Raw genomic sequence first — 18,293 nt, forward strand, 5'->3', positions numbered from 1 at the left:
GTCAGGCCGCCTTCACGTCGCCGATGGTCGCTGTCAGCAGGTTCGCGATCAGCTTGTTCTGGATGGCGTTCGGGTAGCGGGTGGAGCGCACCAGCGAGACACCGAAGTTCAGGCCGCCGGAGTAGGAGGCCATCGCGGATCCGGTCTGCGGGTTCTGCATGCCGCGGCCCGCGCCGAGGACCGTGAGGTCGAACACCTTGTGGTTGATCTGCGCCTCGAGGTAACCGCCCAGCCCACCGTTCGCGGACAGGTCGATCGTGAGGCGGATGTAGTTGAAGTTCCACTTCCCCTCGTTCTCGCCCGCGGTGATCCCCCGGGAGCCGGGGATGATGACGGTGTCGCCGGCGTCGTTGGAGATGTACCAGGCGGGGTCGTTGCTGGTCGACGAGTCGGAGTAGATCAGCTTGTAGAACCCGCGCGTCGCGCCGGTGCCGTCCTGGGTGCTCCACGTCTGCGTGTCGATGCCGAGCTGCCACGACGAGAACGCGACCTCCCGCGACCCCGCGCTCGCCCCCGCCGAGCCGGCATGCGCGAACAGGCCGGAGAACGACACCACGCCCGTGTCGCGGAACCGGCTGAGGTTCTTGTACGTCGACGTGTCGGAGTCCGCGCGGCCCGTCTCGTACGGCACGGCCGCCGTGGACAGGATCAGGCCCGGCGGGTAGGTGCTCAGCCCCACGGGCACCTTCGGGGCGCGCGCGCCCTGATGGTCCCGCCAGTGGTGGAAGTCACCCTCGACACCGGAGAAGGTGTCGGAGAACAGCACCTTCCCACGGCGGCGGAGCTTCCCGCCCTCGGGGGCGAGGATATCCGTCTGCGTCGCGGGGCCGGTGAGGACGGTCTGGTCCTGCGCGATCGGGGTGATGTCGAGGATCGGGTCGAGGATGCCCATGTGTGTCGGCCCTTTCTAGGCGGGGATGAAGGCGATGCGGTCGTAGAGCATCTCGGACGAGGCCGTCGCGCATCCGACAGCGAAGATGGTCCCGGGCAGGCTCCCGGATGCCGTCCCGGTCCACACGGTCACCCCGGCGATCTTCAACGTGAAGGTGTCGCCGGCACGGGTGATCGAGATCGCGGCCGCGACGATCGCGGTCGTGCCGGTGTAGAGCACCTCGACGGTCGACCCGCCCACGCGGCGGCCGAGCTGCCAGAACTTGTCCGTCGAGCTGTTGCGGGTGAGGAACAGGCCGTTGTTGTAGTCCGTCGCCCACGCCGCGATGAACGGCGCCTTGTCGGAGTCGATGTACGCGATCGTCGTCTGGAACTCGCCCTGTGTGGTGCCCGCGTCGTACCCGTAGGCGGCGTTGCTGGTGCCGTCGGGGATCTGCAGGCGCCCGGTCGAGGTGATCGTCGGCGTCGCCGTCGCGGACGACACCTTCAGCAGCACCCCGGTCTTGCCACCGGTGGGGCTGTGCCGGTCGGAAGCGATCGCGCCGGTCGGGCCGTCGAACTCGTCGACGAACCCGTACGGGACCGTCGTGAACGGCGCCGACGAGGACACCCCGGACGTGTTGCCGGCCGCGTCCCGCGCGCGCACGGTGATCGTGTGAGAGCTGCCCGCCGCCAGACCCGTCAACGCCGCGGGGGAAGCGGCGACCGAGGTCAGCAGCGTCGCACCGTCGTACACGTCGTACGCGACCACGCCACGGTCATCGGAGCTCGGCGACCACGACACCCGCGCGCTCGTCGACGTGATCAGGTCCACGACCACCGACGTCGGAGTCGACGGGGCCGTCGTGTCCGGCAGGACAGCGGTGACGGTGATGGCGGGGATGACCGTGGCGACCCCGAAGGAGTCTCGGGTCGGCGCCGGCTGCGTGAACGTGTAGATCGCGGTCGGCACGCCGTAGGTGATCTGGTAGGTGTCCACCGCCGTCGGGAACGCCGTCGACGGTGTCGCCGTGTACACGCCAGCGGTCCCGTCCGGCCACTGCACCGCAGCCGACGTAACGACCCCGTTGACGTTCCGGGTGATCGCGCCGGCGATGATCTGCTCCGGCGCTCGCGCGATCGCCCGCAGCACCTCGACACGCTCCACGAGCGAGCGTGCGGCGATCTGGGTCGTGACCGCCGATGCCGCTGCCTCCCGGATCGTCTCGTCGGATGCGAGAGCCGTAGCCACGGCGGGAGGAACAGCAGCGCCGACCTCGCCCGCGATGGTCTCGGCCACTTCATCCGAGCCGGCGAGCGCCGCGCGAGCTTCGGGTGGGAGGTTCCAGTCCTCATCCACTCCAACGGGACGGTAGACCATGCGTCAGCCCTTCAGGTCGCGGCGGAGCAGGCCCGTGGTGTCGCGCGGGACGTTCGGGGTCGTGACGATCAGACCGAATCCGCCAGAGAGCAGCGAGACGACGCCGTTGGCGAAGCCGACCGCACGGGTCGGGATGTCGGTGCCGAATGCCAGCTCGGGGAAGAACGCGAACAGCAGGGCACCGACTCCGGCGAGCAGGCTGATCAGGTACAGGGAGACGCCGATGCGTCGGCGCGTGGTCGGGTTCGAGACGACGACGTTCGGGGTGATTTCGGTCGGGGTGGTCATGGCTGCTCCTAGAAAGTGGGGAAGTCGGGAATCGGGATGCCGCCGTTGATCGCGGCGACACGGACGGTGTGAGCGTGCTCGGTGACGATGCGGAGGCGCCGCTCTGCCTCGTCGGCGCGGGCTTCCTCGTGGGCGCGTTCGGTCTCCTTGCGGTCGACCTCGGCGCGGCGGCGGCGCATCGATCCGCTGATACCGCCCACGACGGCGCGGATCAGCTCGACGCCAGCGGCGCCACCGACGAGCGTCAGGATCGTTCGAGTGATCTCCTGTGCGACGGGATCCACCGGTCACCTCCTGCGGGGCTCGAAGGTGTACCTCCAGATCTCATGCACCCGGATGATGCACACGGAGAAGACCACCATGAGGATGAACCCCGCCTGCGTCAGGCGGGACGAGTCCGGCGGTCCTTGGAAGTGGAGAACCAGCACGACGGCGAAGTAGGTGAGCGCGCCGGCACCGAGACCGAACAGTCCGGTCCGCTCCAGCCACCACCACCCGGGGAACACCGCCAGCAGCGCGAGCGCCGCACCGACCGTCAGCGCGATAGCCCAGATCGTCGTGAGGGATGACCCCAGCGGCCCCTCGATCGACTGCGGCGGCCGCCACAACGTCGACCAGCCGGTGAGGACCGCGACCGTGTACAGCAGCGCGTAGAGGAGCTTCTTCACTCGGGGTTCATGGATCGCGCCCCAGATCCGGCGGATCACGACGTCGGCTTGCTCTCGACGGCGCGGCCGATCTCGCCGACCTCGTTGGCGATCGCCTCGACGCGCATGTAGATGTCGTTCTCCTGCTGCTGGTCGAGTCCGCCGCGCTTGAGGAGGAGAGCCACGCCGCGGCCGATGTCACCGACCGCGTTCGCGATGGCCTCCACGCGCATGGCGAGGTCGTCCTGCTGCTTGTCGTCGAGTGCCATGAAGGGACCTTCTTTCTGGAACGGTCGCGAGCTCGAGCCCGCTGTGTCGCCGCCCAGTGCGGCGCGGATGATGGGTCGCGGGTCGATCACGGTGCCCGCGCGAGGGCTGTACGCCGTCGCCGGGTTCGTCGACACGACGAAGTGGCAGTGGGCCCCGTCGGAAGCGGAGCCCATGTAGTCGTCGCCCGCGTACGGGCTCGCAGACCGCGCGAGCGGCACCAGATCGTCGCCTGCCGTCAGCTGCGTCCCGTACCCGGGGAGGCTCCCCGTGCGCAGGTGGCAGTACGTGTGGAAGGTGCCGTCGCTGACACGCACGACGACGTACCCGCCGATCAGAGCACCCCGCCCTGACTGCACCACCATGCCGCTGACGAGCACCGGCACCGGGTCGAACCAGGACCGCCCGCCGACGTCCTGCCCGATGTGGTAGCCGAGCGTGTACGGGTTGTCCTCGTTCGGGCCCGGCCGGTAGCCGAACGGGCGCGTCCACCGATCCTCGGCCCAGAATGCGAGCCCGCTCATCGTCCGATCGCAATCCAGACGATATCGATCGTCTTCGACGCACCATCCGGGAGCTGCAGCCGGCCAGAGAACTTCGATGCGATCGTGCCGCTGATCGCGACACCACCGTAGAAGTCGGTCGGGCTGCCGGACTGCGCCATCGCAAAATCACAGTTGTTGGGGAACGGGGTCGTGAACGTCACCTCGAACAAACCGTTCACGTCGCTCGTGATACTTGTGCGGCCCATCTGGAAGAACGTCGGAGCAGGGGTGAGGCTCCGCGGCCGGAGCCCCGCCGGGATCCATTGCGAACCGGTGTACATGTACAGCACGTTCAGGTCTTGAACCATCAGCGTGCGTCCCGGCCAGTTCCCTGACGCGGGCAGCGAAGCGACGTTCGGACGCGAGAACATCTCCTGGCTGCCAATGTGGGCGTAGACCTCAGCGATGTCCTCCGCCGGCCGGAACGGGGAAGCCCCGGTCGGCGGCGTACCACCAGTCACATCAGCCATCGGTCACTCCCATTCCATGTACAGCCGGGCACCGTTGGGTGCCGGCGAGTAGCGAATCCAGTACGCCTCGTTCGGGTAGATCCCGAACCCCTTCACTGCGCCGGTCTTCAGCGCATCCGCGAACGCGAGCACGTCCACAGCCAGGACCCCCTGCGGCACGAACAGTGAGCCCGACAGGCTCCCCGCAGACAGCACCCCGGGCGCATCCCCGAAGCCGTGCGACCCGAACCGGACCGCCGTTGACGAGCCCGACCGGTTCCAGTCGAGCGTGAGCTGCAGCTCGGCGCGTTTCACCGTCGCCGTGTCGGGGATCGTGTCAGCGACGGTCGAGGAGAAGCCGAAACCCGCGACGCGGGAGAACGAGGACTCGATTCCGGCGCTGCCGTACACGTCGTACCGCCAGGACCCCGACCAGGAAGCCGTGAACGTTGCCGCACCGCCCACAGCAGGCGGCGCGTCGGGGGTCGTGAAGGTCGACCCTGGAGGCTCAACGGAGTACGCACCCGGCGGGATGCACCGGCCCGCGTGATCGATGCGGACGCGTGCACCGTTCGCCGGGGCCGTTCCCCGGTACGGGTACTGGTAGGTCGCATCATCGTCGCCCTGGACTGTCGCCAGGCCCGAGGCGGTGGTGATCACGGTGCCCATCGGGGCCCCGTAGATCGTGACGCACACCAGGTTCCCGACACCCGCCTGCACGACCCGCACCCGGTCACCCGGCCACGGCGGCTCCCCCGCGAACCGGGCGCGACGTTCCTGCCCGTTCGTGTTCACGACGGCTTCACCGGCCGCCCAGTCGACGGCGGTGCAGATACCCTCGGTCGAATCTGCGCGGCCCTGGCCGAGCTCGTAGAGACGCTGCTGATCGTTCATGAGTTCTCCGCAACGATCACAGTGACCTCCACCAACGCCGTCTGATCGTTCTGCACCCGCAGGCCCGACACCTCACCAGTCACCGTGCGTCCCGTCGCGGTGTCGGTGAAGCGGCCGTAGTCGGACAGGTCAAGCAGCAGACCCTCCGCGCCGACCTTCACCGTCGCAACCCGAGAGCGACGGTTCAGCAGCCGCGACAGCACCGTCCACGCGCCTGCCTCGGCCTGCGCCTGCGTCGTGTAGACGGGCGACGCATGCTCGTAGGTGGAAGGCCCAGCACGACCCACAGAGCGAGGGTCTGTGTCGTCGAGGAACGAAGCGAACGCCGACACCGACCCGTCCGGGTTGTGCGCCCAGACGAAGTTGTAGAACTCATCCGACTGCTCATCGGACAGCTCGACGACACCATCGATGTCGAAGTCGAGGACCGTCTCGTACGCCCACCGGTCAGCGGGACGCAACGTCAGCGCACCCTGCCGGGTGACACGCACCTTCGCGCCCGCGAAACCAGCCAGCAGCGACACCGCGGAGCGCCGATCGTCGTACACCGTCCCAGACGGCACCAGCTGATCGGCGACCGCCGGATTCCGCTCGAGCGGGAACAGCGTCAGCCGTTGCAGCTCCGAGTACACCGTCGCACCCACCGGCGGGGACGCCGGGTTCACGATCTTCGCGCGCTGCAGCATCCGCAGCCGGTCGGCAAGGCTGACCCCCACCTCCCAGTCCTCCACGACGCTCGTGAGCTCCTGGGTGAAGTAGGACCATGCCGGCGTCACCACCGGCCCAACGATCGTCCACACACCATCCGGATCGGCAGTCACCCACTCAGCGGGAAACGAGAACACACCCGGCGATGGTTCGGGGATCGACTCGCCCGTCGTCAGGATGAACGTCCCCGGTCGGTCTGGGTCCTCGATGAGGCCGAGCACCGCCGGAACCTTCGTCTCCACCTGGCGCACCCGGAACCGTTCCCGGCCGCCGTCGTTCCCAGTGATCCGGAACACGCCGAGCGGGATCGGGTAGTCCCCGTCGCGCATCTTCACGACGCGGGAGACGGTCACCTCCTGCCCGAACGGGGCGAGGAACGCATCCCGAGCCTTCGGCACGAGAGACTCCCCGAAGCCGAACGCACGCAGGTCACCGGTGCACTGCAGCTCCCCATTCGCATCCCACGTGAGGCCACCATCGGTGTGCAGTCTCAGGTCGACGCTCCGGCCGCCATACTGGGCGACCGCCGACACCTCCGACACCACCTCGACGTCGTTCAGCGCGGCAGCCACCTCGGCGGGAACGGTGAGCATCAGCACCCCCTACACAGGTGACGGGCGCGTCCGCGCCGCATCGACGTACGTCGCCCACTCCGTCGCCGCATCGTCGTACGTCGCCTCCGGCGGGTACTTCGCATCCAGGTACGCCTTGAACAGGTCGTACGAGTACACGGCCACGACGATGTCGATGTTCGGCCGCGACACTTCATCGCCGACCAAGTCCCACAGGTCCACGTTGCCCCGCCTCCGGGCGTCGAACGGCAGCATCGGCACAGATGGCACCGACACGTACAGGACGCCCGGGAGACGGGTCTGCGGCATCGCGCGGACCAGCATCGTGGCCTGATCCGTGATCAGTCCGAGCGTCGTCCGATCGGCCTCATTCTCGGTCACCACACGCAACGTCAGCTTCTGGAAGCCCGACATCGGCCCGGACATGACGAAGGTCTTCGCACCCGCTCGATAGACCGAGGACGATCGACCCCGCTCGAGCGAGCCGGCGAACAGCTTCTCAGCCCTCACACGAACCGCTCTCCCTGGATCGAGGGGATCGGAGAGGATCACGTCCCCCAGATCCCACGACACCTGCACAGGCAAGTTCAAGGCGAATCCGAGAGTGGCGCCCATCGAGTCGAACTGCTCAACCCGGTACACCACCGGCACCCCACCGGGGACCTCGAAGTCGTCCAGCACCATGCCGCCCGCGACCGGGCGCGGCGTCCGATTCACCTTCACCTGGCCCCACGGCGATGTCTGCCACACGGTGACAGACACCGCCTCAGGGTCGAGATCGGCGGGATCGATGTCGATCCGTGTTCGGGGCGAGGGAGCCATATCCGTGAATGCGACAGCCGTCGAGACCATCAGAGCCCCCCATCCCAACCTCGAAGTGCGGTCTGCTCGGATGCCCGCGCATCCGAGGAACGCAGGCTCTGAATTCCCCCGACGATCTGCTTGGCGAAGTCACGAAGATCGTCACGTGTCACAGGTGCCTGGTCCTGCTGGGGCGTCACCTGCGTCGTGGCTGTGCCCGTCGCGCGAACGGCCGAGCTCACCGCGATCTGGGCAGTGGCGCCAGCCGCGGATGCTGCCGCCGAGAGCGCATCCGCATATGCCGGAGCGCCATCCTTCGCGCCTTCCGCAAACTGCTGCATCGTCGCGAGCCCCGAGGTGCGCAGCTGACGCCACCCGCCGCCTGCGGTGGAGAAGGGCCCCTTCTTTGCCGGCGAGTGCGGGAAGAAGTCGAGGATGCCCCCGACGACCGACCCGATCGCGTCGCCCACGGCGCCGACCATCGAGAAGAACCCGTCGATGATGCCCTGGATGATCTCCGCACCCAGACCGAGCCAGTCGACGTTCGCCAGACCGTCCCAGATCGCCTTCACGATGTCGGGGACCATCTTGATGATCTGCGGAATCGCCTGAGCGAGTCCCTTCACAAGCGAGACGATCAGCTGCACTCCGGCCTTGATCAACTCCGGCAGCATCTGCAGCAGCCCGGCCACAAGCTGCAGCACGAGCTCGATCGCCGCGGTGATCAGCTGCGGGAGCGCGTTGATCAGGCCCGTGACCAGCGACAGCAGCAGCTGGATGCCGGCTTCGATGATCATCGGCAGGTTCGTGATGATCGCCTGCAGCAGGTTCATGACCAGCTCGAGGGCGGCCTGGAGCAGCGTTGGCAGCGCGCCGATGATTCCCTGCACCAGTGCGAGGAGCACTTGGATTCCGCCCTGGATGATCAGTGGTAGCGCCTGAACGAGAGCCCCGACAATCGCGATGCAGAGACTCTGGATACCGAGGAGAAGCTGCGGGAGCGCGGTGATAAGTCCTTGAACGAGCGCGCCGACCAGCCGAATCGCTCCCTGGACGATCGTGGGAAGTGCCGCGATGATTCCTCGGAGCAACCCCTGGACCAGTTGCATGGCGCCCGTCAGAATCTGTGGGATTGCTTGGACGAGCCCCTCGACGAGTGCCCCCACGAGCTGTACTGCGGCGCCGATGATCGTCGGCAGGTTCGCAACGATTGCTGCGACGAGACCTTGGACCAGAGCGAGTGCACCCGACACGATCACGGGCAGAGCGGTGCTGATTCCGTTGACCAGCGCCATGATGACTGCCGTACCCACGCCAAGCAGGGCCGGCACCTGACTGAGGATCGACGCGACGAGCTGCGGAACGAACGTCGCCACTTGATCGACCAGTCCGGGGATCGCGCCGACGACCGAGTTGATGATCCCGACGAGGCTCTGCACTAGAGCCGATGCGTCACCGCCTGAGAGGGCAAACCCGGCGAACCCGGCGATCAGGACACCCAGAGGACCGCCCAGGGCTGAGAGCGGCCCCAAAAGCCCCGTCAGCGCGCCACCGAGGAACGGGATCTGCTTCGCCAGGAGGCCGACGACCCCCGCGATGCCACCACCGGACATCGCGAGGAACGCGGCGCCGAGGGTGGCGATCACTGGGGAGATCGACCCGAAGAGATCCTTCATCCCTGCCGCCCCCGACGACACGGCGGCGAACTTGTCGCCCAGCGTCTGGATCGGTTCGTTGAGCCGGTCGAGCCACCCTCGAAGTGCCTGCACTGCCGGCGTGACGATCGACGTGAACGCCGTCGACAGGCCCGTCAGGATCGGGAGGAACGTGGAGCCGATCTGGACCGCGAGCCCCTGGAAGGTTCCCGCGAGTGCGCGGCTCGCACCGCGGAACGCGCCGAACTTCTTCTGCTGCGTGTCATCGAGCACCAGGCCCATAGCCGTGGCCTTGCCCGTGAGCTCCTCGATGCCCGCGGCGCCCTTGTTCAGGAACGGGAGCATCTGCGTGCCGGACTTGCCGAACAGCTTCACCGCGAGCGCGGTCTTCTCGGTGCCGTTCTGCATGCCCGCGAACCGGTCGGCCACGAGCGGCAGCAGCTCGGTCATGTCGCGGACGTTGCCGTTCGCGTCGAGGATGTCGAACCCCAGCCGCGAGCTCATCTCGGCCGCGGACTCCGCCGACGAGGCAGCGGTCTCGAGGTTCGCGGAGAACCGCGTCAGCGACGTCGTCGCGTTGTCGGTGTCCATGCCCGACAGCTGCATCGCACCGCGGAGGCCGGAGACCTCCTGGACCGTGCCGCCGGTGATGCGCTGCAGGCCCGACACGGCGCCCTGCAAGCTCGAGAACGCCGAGACACCGGACTTGATCGCGGCGACCAGGCCGCCGATGACGGCCGCGGCGCCGACCGACGCTGCCGAGAAGCCGCTACGAAGGGCTTCGCCGGCCGCGGCGCCCGCTCGGGATGCCGCAGTGACCATCCCCTGCAGCGCCGTCGACGTGACCGTACCGACCTGGGCCAGACCGGTACGGAGCCCATCCACGATGCGGGATCCGGCGGGGCCAGCCGCGGCGCCCGCCTTCGTGAACAGAGCCGACACCTGAGTCGTGACCGGCGACAGCCAGCTCGACACTCGCGACCCGAGCTGCACGAACGGAGTCGCGAGCGCAGTGCCCGCGGTCGAGGCGACTCGGCCGACCGGGGCGAGCGCGCCGGCGACGCTGCTGCCGATACCGCTCAGCCAGCGCGACGACGTCGACCAGGAGGCGGCGAGCTTGCCGCCGACCATCGTGGCCATCGACGTGAACGACGCGGACACCTGCTGCGCGGAGCTGCGTGCCAGGGCGCCGAGGCGCGTGAACCCGGTCACGTCGGACAGGGCACGGAGCACGCCGCCGATGGAGCCGGCGACGCCTGTGAACGCCGACTGCGCCGCGGTCGAGCTGGTGGCGCCGGCGCGGAGGTTCGAGAGCATCGTGCGCAGCCCGCCAGCTGAGGCCGCGGCTGTCGTCGCGACCGCGGCCTGTGCCGCCGCGAGGGCGGTCTGCGCGGACTGCAGACGCGTCGACGCAGCCGCGACAGCATCGGTGGACGCGGCGTGGGTGCGTCGGGCGGAGGCGAGACGCTCCTCCGCGGCGATCGCGCGGGCGGAGCCCTCCCCCGACTTGGAGATCGCCTCGGCGAGCTTGGCCTCAGCGACGCGAACACGCCCCGCATCGTCCTGCTGCTTCATCCGCGCGCGAGACAGCGCCGCCGACGCGGCCGCGACCTCGCTCGTGAGGCTCTTCATCGGAGCTGCGCCGAGACCGCCGGCGGACGCGGTCAGCGCGGACTTCAGGTCCGTTCCGAGCGCGCGCCCCGCCGACGTCCCGGCCCCCTTGAAGCCACCCTCGAACGACTTCGCGCCGGCGACGCCGGCATCCTTCGTGTCCTTCGTGACCTTCGCCTTGAAGCCGGTCAGCGTCGGGAAGATGGCGACGTGGCCGGATGCGACCTGAGATGACATCGCGACCTCCTCGCCTAGGTGAAGACGATCTCGTCCTCGAGCTGCGCGAGCGCCGACGCCACCTCAGCCGGTGTCGCCTGCTCGGGCTTCGTGATCGCCCACGGCATGATCTCCGCCGCGCGCGCGCCGACCGTCGCCGCGATCATCATGAGCTCGGGAGTGGTCGCCCTGTAGGCCCAGCCAGCGAGGTGGGCGCCGAGCACAGTCGACGTGTCCGCGGCCGCCTCATCGAGGAGAAGCCTTGCTTCGCCCCACGTGAGCGCGCCGCCCAGCCCGGAGAGCCCCGGAGTGCCCATCTCGCGCAGCGTGCGCGCGACGGGTCCTCGGTGCTCTCCGATGTACTGGGCGACGCTCAGGATTCCGGGAAGGCCGCCTGCTGGATGCGCTGGAGGACGCGGAAGTACTTCTCGGCCATGATCGCCGCCTCGACGAGGTCTTGACGGCCGAAGACGTTCGCGACGTCGTCGCCGCCGACGATCCGCAGCAGCATCTTGAACTGGTCGACGGCGGCGTCGTGCTCCTCCTGGAGCGCTTCGACGTCGTCGAGGCTGAGGCTGAGCGGCACTTCGACGATCTCACCGTTGGTGAACCGGCCGATGAAGCGGCGCTCGACGACGATGTACTTCACGTCGGGGACGGCGGCTGCGATCGCCTTCTCTTCGTCCTCGTCGCTCCAGCTGTCGAAGTCGTACTCGGGCGTGGGGGTCTTGGTGGTGGCCATGATGGCCCTCCTTCTCGGGTTGTCGGGTTCGGGTGTGAGGCTGGCCGGGGCGACCCGATAGCACCCCGGCCAGCCGGCCTGATCAGGAGACAGCGACCGACGGGTCGGTGCCTCCGGTGAGCTCGTCCGTCGCGGTCAGAACCGCCGCGGCGGGGAACGCGACCGTGAACGGTCCCGTGCCGGACGTGGTGATGCCGGCCAGGCCGGTCACTCCCGAGATGCCGTTCAGGGCAGACGTGATCGCCGCGGCGTTCGCGCCGTACGCGATCGGCGCCGTCGGGATGCCGTTGACCAGCAGCGTGAACGTGCCGCCCGTCGGGCCGCCGAGAACCTCGACCGCCCAGTTCTGCTTCGCGACACCGGACGCCGGCGGCACGAGCCACTCGCGGTAGAAGCCGCCGACGGTCTGGTCGTCGATCCACTCGAAGGTGGTGTTGCGGCCGTTGACCTCGCCGCGGGTCTCCTTGTCGATCTCGACCGCCGAGATCCGCGCGAGCCCGTTGCGGCGACGCGACCAGCCGTTCTTGAACTTCGTGGCCACGAACAGCGGGAACACCGTGTCGGGCGTGAGCGCCTTGATCGTGACCATGCCGTTCGCATCCGGCGTCTGCCCCGTCAGGAGCTTCCGCACCAGCGCGTCGAACTGGGCCAGGTTGATCTGGACCGTCGGCTGGTCGTCCCCCGAGAGCTTGTAGCCCTGCTGGAAGAACTCGATCTTGTCGCCGGCGTCGCCGCCGTCCTGGGGGCCACCGTCGACCTTGAACAGGCCGACCTTCTGATACCCCGCGGGCAGCACGAGCGGTGTCGCCGCCCCCGCCGCCGAGCTCACGAACGAGGGCCCGCCCGTGAGCTGCACAGCCGCGAACCCGGTGATCGGGACGCCAACCGCGCCGAGGTCGTTACCTTCGGCATCTGCCGTCATTTCTCCTCCTTCAAAGAGAAGAGCCACCCCGCTCGGGATGGCTCAGGTTGGTTGGCGTCGGTCACCAGGTGCCGACGACCGTGTACTGCGCTGTGATGTAGCGGCGTGCCGCGTCCAGCGACTCAGGGACCGCGTACGGTCCGTTGCATCCGTCCCACTCGACGGAAGCGATCGGGCTGCCCTCGACGAGCGCGATCGCGTCATCGAACAGCAGACCCGCCAGCCAGGATGCGAGATCGTCGATCGGCTTCGGCGCCGATCGGCTCCCGCCGATCACCGACGCTCCGATGGAGCGGTCGAAGGTGACGTGCGAAAGGCGCGGGCCGGAGTCGTCACGGATGACGATCAGCGGGACCGTCAGCGGCAGCTCGAGCTCTGCCGGCTCCTGCGAGTCGACCTCGACGTCGATCCCGGCGGTCTCGGCTCCTAGCCGCACGTAGTCGGTCAGCCACAGGGTGAGATTCGGCGGCTGGACCATCACGGCTGCTTCGCCGCCTTCAGCGCACGGGCCAGATTGCCCGTCTTGGCCTCGATGAGCAGCGTCTTGTCGTCGGTACCGACGACCTCCGTCACCCTGCGGAACTTCGACTCGCGGTGACGGATGCCGATGCCGTCGCGGTAGTCGCCAGAGTCAACGGGCGCTGTCGACTTCGCGATCTGCTCAGTTCGCGCGCCGACGCCGTCGACGAGCGCCTCCACACCGGGCGAACGGAGCACGGTCGCGAAGAAGTCCTCGTTGAACTCGAGGTCGATGTCGCCGCTGCGTGCCATGATGCACCGCCTCTCAGCCGACGAAGCGCGTCAGCGGGATCTCGCGCGGAGGCGTCCACCCCGTGAACGGGTTGGAGTCGGCCGCCGGCGGGATGCCGTCGATCGTGTAGGTGGGGCCGCCAGGACCGCCGACACGGATGCGATCACCCTTGCGCACGTCAGCGTCGCCGTCGCAGAAGAGCGACTTCGACTCGGCGGCCTGGTCGCGGGTCTCCGTGCGCAGCAGCGACGTCGACGACTGCGCGACGAATGCGTCCTCGATCGGCAGCTCGTCCGGGTCAGTCCAGTCGCCGGCGACGTACTTCTTGCTGTACTCGTTCCAGACCAGCTTGGGGCGGATTCGATGCACGGTCTGCCCGAACTCGAACGTCATCGCATCGCCGGGGAGGCTTTCGAGCCAGCTCACTATGATCCCCAGGTGAGCTTGTAGGGAGCGAGAGTCCGCTTCTCGGACTCGAGCAGCGGCAGACTCAGCGGTCCCCCGTCGGCCCCGGTGAGATAGCGCACCGACGCTCCGCCGATGCTCTGCTGCGCGACGTTGCTCCGCAAGGTCGCTGCCGCACGGGATGTGAGGGTGACGATGAGCGCGGCGACGTCGGGGACTTCCTCGACGGGATAGCCGTGCGTGAAGGTGATCTCGACTGCGCCGAGCTCGGGCGTCCATCGCGATGCCAGCGTCAGCACGCCAGTACGACGTGACAGGCGCACGGCGCTTGTCACGTCGACACCGTCGTTCTTCACGGATGCGATCGACACGACGCGCCCCGACGGCAGCAGCAGCCCCCGACTACCGCTGCCGTCGAGAGTGAGGGTTTCGGTGATGACCGGAGCAACGTGCCAACCGCATTCCCTGCGGACGGCCGCGTGCGCGGCGTTGAGCCAGAACTCGGGATTGACCTGTGTCGTTCCCGTCACGATCGGCTGACTCGTCACTCCGGTCACCTCCTCCCCTACTTGGTCGCCGGCTTCGCGGAGCGGTTGGCCGGCTTGACGGGTTCTGCGTTCCCGGCGTCCGCCGCACCGTCCCGCTCGGCGAGCGCGGCGGTGATGCGTTCGGCGAGCTTCTCTTCGACGGCGGCCGAGACGCGCTCGTCGAACTCGGCCTCGAGCGCCTTCGATCTCTCGGCGTGTGCGGAGTCGAGTTGCTTCTCGTGGTCGGCGACGCGGGCCTCGACCAGTGCGTCGACGTCGATCTGGGCGGCGGTGAGGCTGAGCGCGCGACCGGAGCCGCGGGCCTCGGTGAGGAGGCCGCGTGCGAGTGCGTCCTCCCGCCTGTAGCGGATGCCGTCGATGATGACGATGCTCTCGCCCATGGGTTACCCCTCCTCGACGGTGCCACGGTGACCGAACACGAGGCGGTTCGGCTTCCACACGACCTGGGCGGCGCGCAGCTCGGCGCGCACGTAGGTCATGTTGCGCTGGGCGTAGTCCTTGTGCTGGTTGAACGCCAGCACGGACAGGCCTTCACGGTCGAGCAGGGCGACCTGCTTGAAGTCGCCAAGCAGGAACGTGCCGGGGTCGATGCGCTCGGACGTGACGCGCGGGCGACCCCACAGCGTGTCCGGTCCGCTGCCGAACGGGCCCTGTCCGTAGAAGCGCTGGTTGCCGTCCTCCATGAGATCGATCTCTTCGGCGTCCTCGGGCGAGATCAGCACGGCGGTCACGCGGCCGCCGATGCCGTGGCGGGTGACCTTGGTGATCCCTCGGCGCACGGCCCGGACGAGGTCCTTCGGCGTGGTGCCGGTGAACTCGTGATCCTGGATGCCGGTGGTGTTCAGGATCCCCTTCGGCTCGCCCGACGTTCCGCTGCCGTTGAGGAGCTTGTCCTCGATGACCGCATCGAGCGAGTAGCGCAGCTCCTGGTCCATGTAGGACGCGAACGCCGGTGCGTCGGCGAGCAGCTGGTTGGTGACGTCGTAGCCGTCGGCGTAGGTGTAGACCTTCGCGTCGGCGAGCTGCGTCGACATCTCCGACACGGGCTTGAGTGCCGCGTTGTCCGTGCCGCTCGTCGCCTCCGGGACGATCTTCGCGCTGCGGGTGACCGAGACCACCTGCACGTACTCGAAGTTGCCGCCGGTCTGTCCGCGCGAGATCAGATCGAGGAGGGTGAGCTCGTCCCGGTCGACCATGTCGACCATCGGGACACGGATGTTCTGGATCCGTGCCTGCGGAGAGGTGAGCGCCTTGCGGTTGGCGAAGAAGTCCTTCATGTCGCCGATGCGGACGCGCTCGATGTTCACGGGAGAGCCCTGGCCGACGCCCGTGGGGTTCGCCTTCGCGAATGCCTCGTACGCTCCGGACTTCGTGAACCGCTCACCGAGGGGCACGTCCTTGAAGTCGTCGGGGTTGTCGTCGACGGCGTCATCGGACTTGCCGAACTCGATGAGTTCCTTGAGCGACTTCTCCGAGGCGTCGATCCGCTCGATGCGGGTCTTCAGCTGGGCGATCTCGGCGCTCTTGGCCTCGATCTCCGTCATCTCGTCGTCGGTGAAGTCGCGGCCCTCAGCCGTGGCCTTGGTCTGGATGCCGAGGAGCTCCTTCTGGAGCGCCGCGAGCTGCTGCTTGAGATTCATCTCATGCCTGCCTTTTCTGCCCTCAGAGGGCCGTTGCGATGGTGATGAGTCCCAGGTGCCGCTTGGACTGCTCCGTCTTCGGCTCCTCGGCCTTGGCCCCGGGGGGCTCCTCGGTCTTGGCGTCTGACGGCTCGTCTGCCGTTCCCTGGATGTCGGCGCCCGCGGATGCGGGTGCCTCGTCCGCCTTCTGGCGGTCGTCTTCGAGCGCCGCGATCGCCGCGTCGCGTGCAGCCTTCACGGCGAGGATCTCCGTCTCCTGGTTCGCGCCGACCGGCACGACGGACACCTCGTGGATGCGGAGCTTGCGCAGCTCGTAGTAGCTGACGCTCTTACCGTCGACGGTCTTCTCGACCCATCCCGCTTCGACGACGTCGTACGCGAAGCTCATCTGCCTGACGAGTCCGGCCTTCAGGAGTGCGTACACCTGCTTGGCGTTGTTGGTGTCCAGCAGCGTGCAGTCCACCCACAGGCCGTGGCTGTCCTCCTTCGCCTCGATGGTCTGGCCGATAAGCATGAACGGGTCGTCCATGCGATGCCGCCAGTAGAGCGGGATGCCCTCCCCCTTCTTGCCGTACTCGGCGAGGGACTCGAGGAAGGCACCCTTGATGACCATGTCGCCGTACGTGTCGACCACGTCGAACGTCGACGCGTACGCCTGGAACCGTCCGTCGCCCTCGGCGCCGATCGCCTTGATCTCGACATCAACCGTCTTCGTCAGCACCGGAGGTTCCTTCCGTCGTGAGCATGCGCTCCGTCTTGTCGTTGATCAGGCGCGCGAGCGCCTTCGCGCGGTCTGGCTCAGCGCCCGCAGCGACCAGGTCATCCGCGAGCTCGCGGTCCCAACGGGCGCGGTCCCACCAGTCGTGCACGCCCGCGTTCTTCTGCGAGCGGGCGACCTGGATTTGTCGGTGTTGGAACTCCCGCACGACGACGTCCATCGACTTGCCCGACTGTGGAGATGCCTGGCCGCCGATGAGGACGTTGAGCGGAGTGACCAGCTCATCGCCACCGTCGACCTGCGGCAGATTGAGCCGGGGTCGAGCCTCATTGCGGGTCATGATCGGTGCGCCAACAGCGGTGGAGAGGTAGTCGATCTGCTCTTCGAACGAGCCGCGCATCTTCGCCTCGATTGATGCTTCGATGTACACGTCACGCGACGGCTCGATGAGCGGGACGAGTCCGTTGTTGAGCACCTGCTGCCAGGCGTCGTAGTACGGGCCGAGGTTCGGGCCGAAGAGCATCTCCTTGAACGCCTTCACGTTCGCGAATGTGCCGGGGCGGGCGCCGACGAGCTCCGGCGCGATGTAGTACGACGAGCACACCTCAATGTCGGTGAGCCGTCGCCCTTCAAGATCCTCGGTGTCGCGGGGGCGGAACGAGTTGACCTCTTTGAGCTTCATCCCGTCTTCGAGGATCGGCGTGCCGCCCGCCTTCCCGCCGCCCTTCAGGAACGCCTGCCAGGACTGCTTGAACCGCGTGAACGCGCCCTCTTCGAACTTCCCCGCTTCATGTGGTCGCTCGATCACCTGCGGGATGCGGGCACCGTTCTGCATCACCTCGCGTCGGTACGCGATCGCTTCGCTGTACTCGTCGAGAATGTCGCGCAGCGTCTTTAGGGGGCTCGTTCCGTTCGCGCCTCGGGTCGAGTAGCCGACGTCGATGAGGTAGCCGGCGGGGTCCTCCTCCTGCGTCTCGCCCTTGTCGTTGGTGATGCGGATCTTCTCGATCTGACCGAGCCAGTCGCTCTTGAACCGAACCCGCACGGCGGGGATACGGGTGAGTGAGTAGCCGTCGTTGTGCTCGTTGATCCGCGCGACCCACTTGTCGTGGAGGAGGCCATCGATCAGCAACGACTCCCAGAACCGGTACGGGGTCACTCCCGGGGCGCGCGACGGGCGGCGCAGCAGCTCCGCCAAGGCTCCCACGCGCACCCGCTCACGGTCGTTGTTCGGCGAGCGCTCGAACAGGTGCAGCGGGGTGGATGCGAGCTGTCGGGCGATGAAGCCGACGACCTTGCGGACCGACGGCTGGTTGTCCCAGGCGGGTCCGTAGGCGAGCTTGTCCGTCCATTCCGTGAGGGTGGTCGGAGGATCGACGACTTCGATGCTGGCGCCGGTATTTGCGGCGTAGTCGCCGAGCTCGGAGAGGGTGTCGAAGTAGGCCATCAGTTCTCCACCACCTGCACGTACTGGATGCGGGCGGTGGGGACAAGCACGGCCCCTGCGATGAGCGCACGCTGCGGCGCAGTGACATCCTCGGCGTTGACGAGCGTGACCGCGGAGCGCGACGCAGACTCGATGACACCGCGCAGCGTCACTGCGTCAGCTGCGATCACGACGAGGTGCCCGGTGAGCAGCTTCAGTTCGCGCATCTTCGCCCCC

The 18,293-nt window shown here is 67.9% G+C and carries 23 protein-coding genes; all 23 read right to left on the reverse strand.

Annotation, left to right across the window (positions count from 1 at the left end):
* Position 1: 1 nt before the first annotated feature.
* Positions 2 to 892 (reverse strand): hypothetical protein, encoded by an 891-nt coding sequence (locus KY498_RS06695; RefSeq protein ID WP_219879566.1) that lies wholly within the window; start codon positions 890 to 892, stop codon positions 2 to 4.
* Positions 893 to 907: 15 nt separating this feature from the next.
* Positions 908 to 2,230: a fibronectin type III domain-containing protein gene (locus KY498_RS06700; protein ID WP_219879567.1), complete on the reverse strand. Its 1,323-nt coding sequence runs from the start codon at positions 2,228 to 2,230 to the stop codon at positions 908 to 910.
* 24 nt (positions 2,231 to 2,254) lie between these two features.
* On the reverse strand, positions 2,255 to 2,539 hold the full coding sequence (locus KY498_RS06705; RefSeq protein WP_219879568.1) for a hypothetical protein: 285 nt from the start codon (positions 2,537 to 2,539) through the stop codon (positions 2,255 to 2,257).
* Positions 2,540 to 2,547: 8 nt separating this feature from the next.
* Positions 2,548 to 2,823, reverse strand: a complete 276-nt coding sequence (locus KY498_RS06710; RefSeq protein WP_219879569.1) for a hypothetical protein — start codon at positions 2,821 to 2,823, stop codon at positions 2,548 to 2,550.
* Positions 2,824 to 2,826: 3 nt separating this feature from the next.
* A complete protein-coding gene (locus KY498_RS06715; protein ID WP_219879570.1) occupies positions 2,827 to 3,207 on the reverse strand; it encodes a hypothetical protein in 381 nt (126 codons plus the stop codon).
* A 35-nt stretch (positions 3,208 to 3,242) separates the two neighbouring features.
* Positions 3,243 to 3,977: a M23 family metallopeptidase gene (locus KY498_RS06720; RefSeq protein WP_219879571.1), complete on the reverse strand. Its 735-nt coding sequence runs from the start codon at positions 3,975 to 3,977 to the stop codon at positions 3,243 to 3,245.
* Positions 3,974 to 4,468, reverse strand: coding sequence for a hypothetical protein (locus tag KY498_RS06725; RefSeq protein ID WP_219879572.1), 495 nt, complete (start codon positions 4,466 to 4,468; stop codon positions 3,974 to 3,976). Before KY498_RS06725 ends, KY498_RS06720 begins: the two co-directional genes overlap by 4 nt.
* Positions 4,469 to 4,471: 3 nt before the next feature.
* Positions 4,472 to 5,341 carry a hypothetical protein gene (locus KY498_RS06730; RefSeq protein WP_219879573.1) on the reverse strand — a complete coding sequence of 290 codons (870 nt, stop codon included), beginning with the start codon at positions 5,339 to 5,341 and terminating at the stop codon, positions 4,472 to 4,474.
* Positions 5,338 to 6,642, reverse strand: coding sequence for a hypothetical protein (locus tag KY498_RS06735; protein WP_219879574.1), 1,305 nt, complete (start codon positions 6,640 to 6,642; stop codon positions 5,338 to 5,340). Before KY498_RS06735 ends, KY498_RS06730 begins: the two co-directional genes overlap by 4 nt.
* Before the next feature lie 9 nt (positions 6,643 to 6,651).
* A complete protein-coding gene (locus tag KY498_RS06740) occupies positions 6,652 to 7,383 on the reverse strand; it encodes a hypothetical protein (protein WP_219879575.1) in 732 nt (243 codons plus the stop codon).
* Between the two features lie 89 nt (positions 7,384 to 7,472).
* On the reverse strand, positions 7,473 to 10,925 hold the full coding sequence (locus KY498_RS06745) for a phage tail tape measure protein (RefSeq protein ID WP_191008174.1): 3,453 nt from the start codon (positions 10,923 to 10,925) through the stop codon (positions 7,473 to 7,475).
* Positions 10,926 to 10,939: 14 nt separating this feature from the next.
* Positions 10,940 to 11,221 (reverse strand): hypothetical protein, encoded by a 282-nt coding sequence (locus KY498_RS06750; RefSeq protein WP_258186443.1) that lies wholly within the window; start codon positions 11,219 to 11,221, stop codon positions 10,940 to 10,942.
* Between the two features lie 56 nt (positions 11,222 to 11,277).
* Complete coding sequence (locus KY498_RS06755; RefSeq protein ID WP_219879576.1) at positions 11,278 to 11,646, reverse strand: hypothetical protein; 369 nt, start codon at positions 11,644 to 11,646, stop codon at positions 11,278 to 11,280.
* Between the two features lie 82 nt (positions 11,647 to 11,728).
* Positions 11,729 to 12,568: a hypothetical protein gene (locus tag KY498_RS06760; RefSeq protein ID WP_219879577.1), complete on the reverse strand. Its 840-nt coding sequence runs from the start codon at positions 12,566 to 12,568 to the stop codon at positions 11,729 to 11,731.
* A 61-nt stretch (positions 12,569 to 12,629) separates the two neighbouring features.
* Positions 12,630 to 13,046, reverse strand: a complete 417-nt coding sequence (locus tag KY498_RS06765) for a hypothetical protein (protein ID WP_258186444.1) — start codon at positions 13,044 to 13,046, stop codon at positions 12,630 to 12,632.
* Positions 13,046 to 13,339: an HK97 gp10 family phage protein gene (locus tag KY498_RS06770; RefSeq protein ID WP_219879579.1), complete on the reverse strand. Its 294-nt coding sequence runs from the start codon at positions 13,337 to 13,339 to the stop codon at positions 13,046 to 13,048. Before KY498_RS06770 ends, KY498_RS06765 begins: the two co-directional genes overlap by 1 nt.
* A 13-nt stretch (positions 13,340 to 13,352) precedes the next feature.
* The gene (locus KY498_RS06775) at positions 13,353 to 13,745 is read right to left on the reverse strand and encodes a hypothetical protein (protein ID WP_219879580.1); all 393 of its coding nucleotides are present in this window, start codon (positions 13,743 to 13,745) and stop codon (positions 13,353 to 13,355) included.
* On the reverse strand, positions 13,745 to 14,281 hold the full coding sequence (locus KY498_RS06780) for a hypothetical protein (protein WP_191008169.1): 537 nt from the start codon (positions 14,279 to 14,281) through the stop codon (positions 13,745 to 13,747). The genes KY498_RS06775 and KY498_RS06780 overlap by 1 nt, the downstream gene beginning before the upstream one ends.
* 8 nt (positions 14,282 to 14,289) lie before the next feature.
* Positions 14,290 to 14,652 carry a hypothetical protein gene (locus tag KY498_RS06785; RefSeq protein WP_191008168.1) on the reverse strand — a complete coding sequence of 121 codons (363 nt, stop codon included), beginning with the start codon at positions 14,650 to 14,652 and terminating at the stop codon, positions 14,290 to 14,292.
* Positions 14,653 to 14,655: 3 nt separating this feature from the next.
* Positions 14,656 to 15,912 (reverse strand): phage major capsid protein, encoded by a 1,257-nt coding sequence (locus tag KY498_RS06790; RefSeq protein ID WP_191008167.1) that lies wholly within the window; start codon positions 15,910 to 15,912, stop codon positions 14,656 to 14,658.
* A 22-nt stretch (positions 15,913 to 15,934) separates the two neighbouring features.
* Complete coding sequence (locus KY498_RS06795; RefSeq protein ID WP_219879581.1) at positions 15,935 to 16,633, reverse strand: HK97 family phage prohead protease; 699 nt, start codon at positions 16,631 to 16,633, stop codon at positions 15,935 to 15,937.
* Complete coding sequence (locus KY498_RS06800; protein WP_219879582.1) at positions 16,614 to 18,077, reverse strand: phage portal protein; 1,464 nt, start codon at positions 18,075 to 18,077, stop codon at positions 16,614 to 16,616. Before KY498_RS06800 ends, KY498_RS06795 begins: the two co-directional genes overlap by 20 nt.
* Entirely contained in the window at positions 18,077 to 18,283 is a 207-nt protein-coding gene (locus tag KY498_RS06805; protein WP_219879583.1) for a hypothetical protein, read from the reverse strand. The genes KY498_RS06800 and KY498_RS06805 overlap by 1 nt, the downstream gene beginning before the upstream one ends.
* Between the last annotated feature and the right edge of the window lie 10 nt (positions 18,284 to 18,293).

Origin of the sequence: Microbacterium sp. PAMC21962 (assembly GCF_019443465.1) — a bacterium.
GTDB lineage: Bacteria > Actinomycetota > Actinomycetes > Actinomycetales > Microbacteriaceae > Microbacterium > Microbacterium hominis.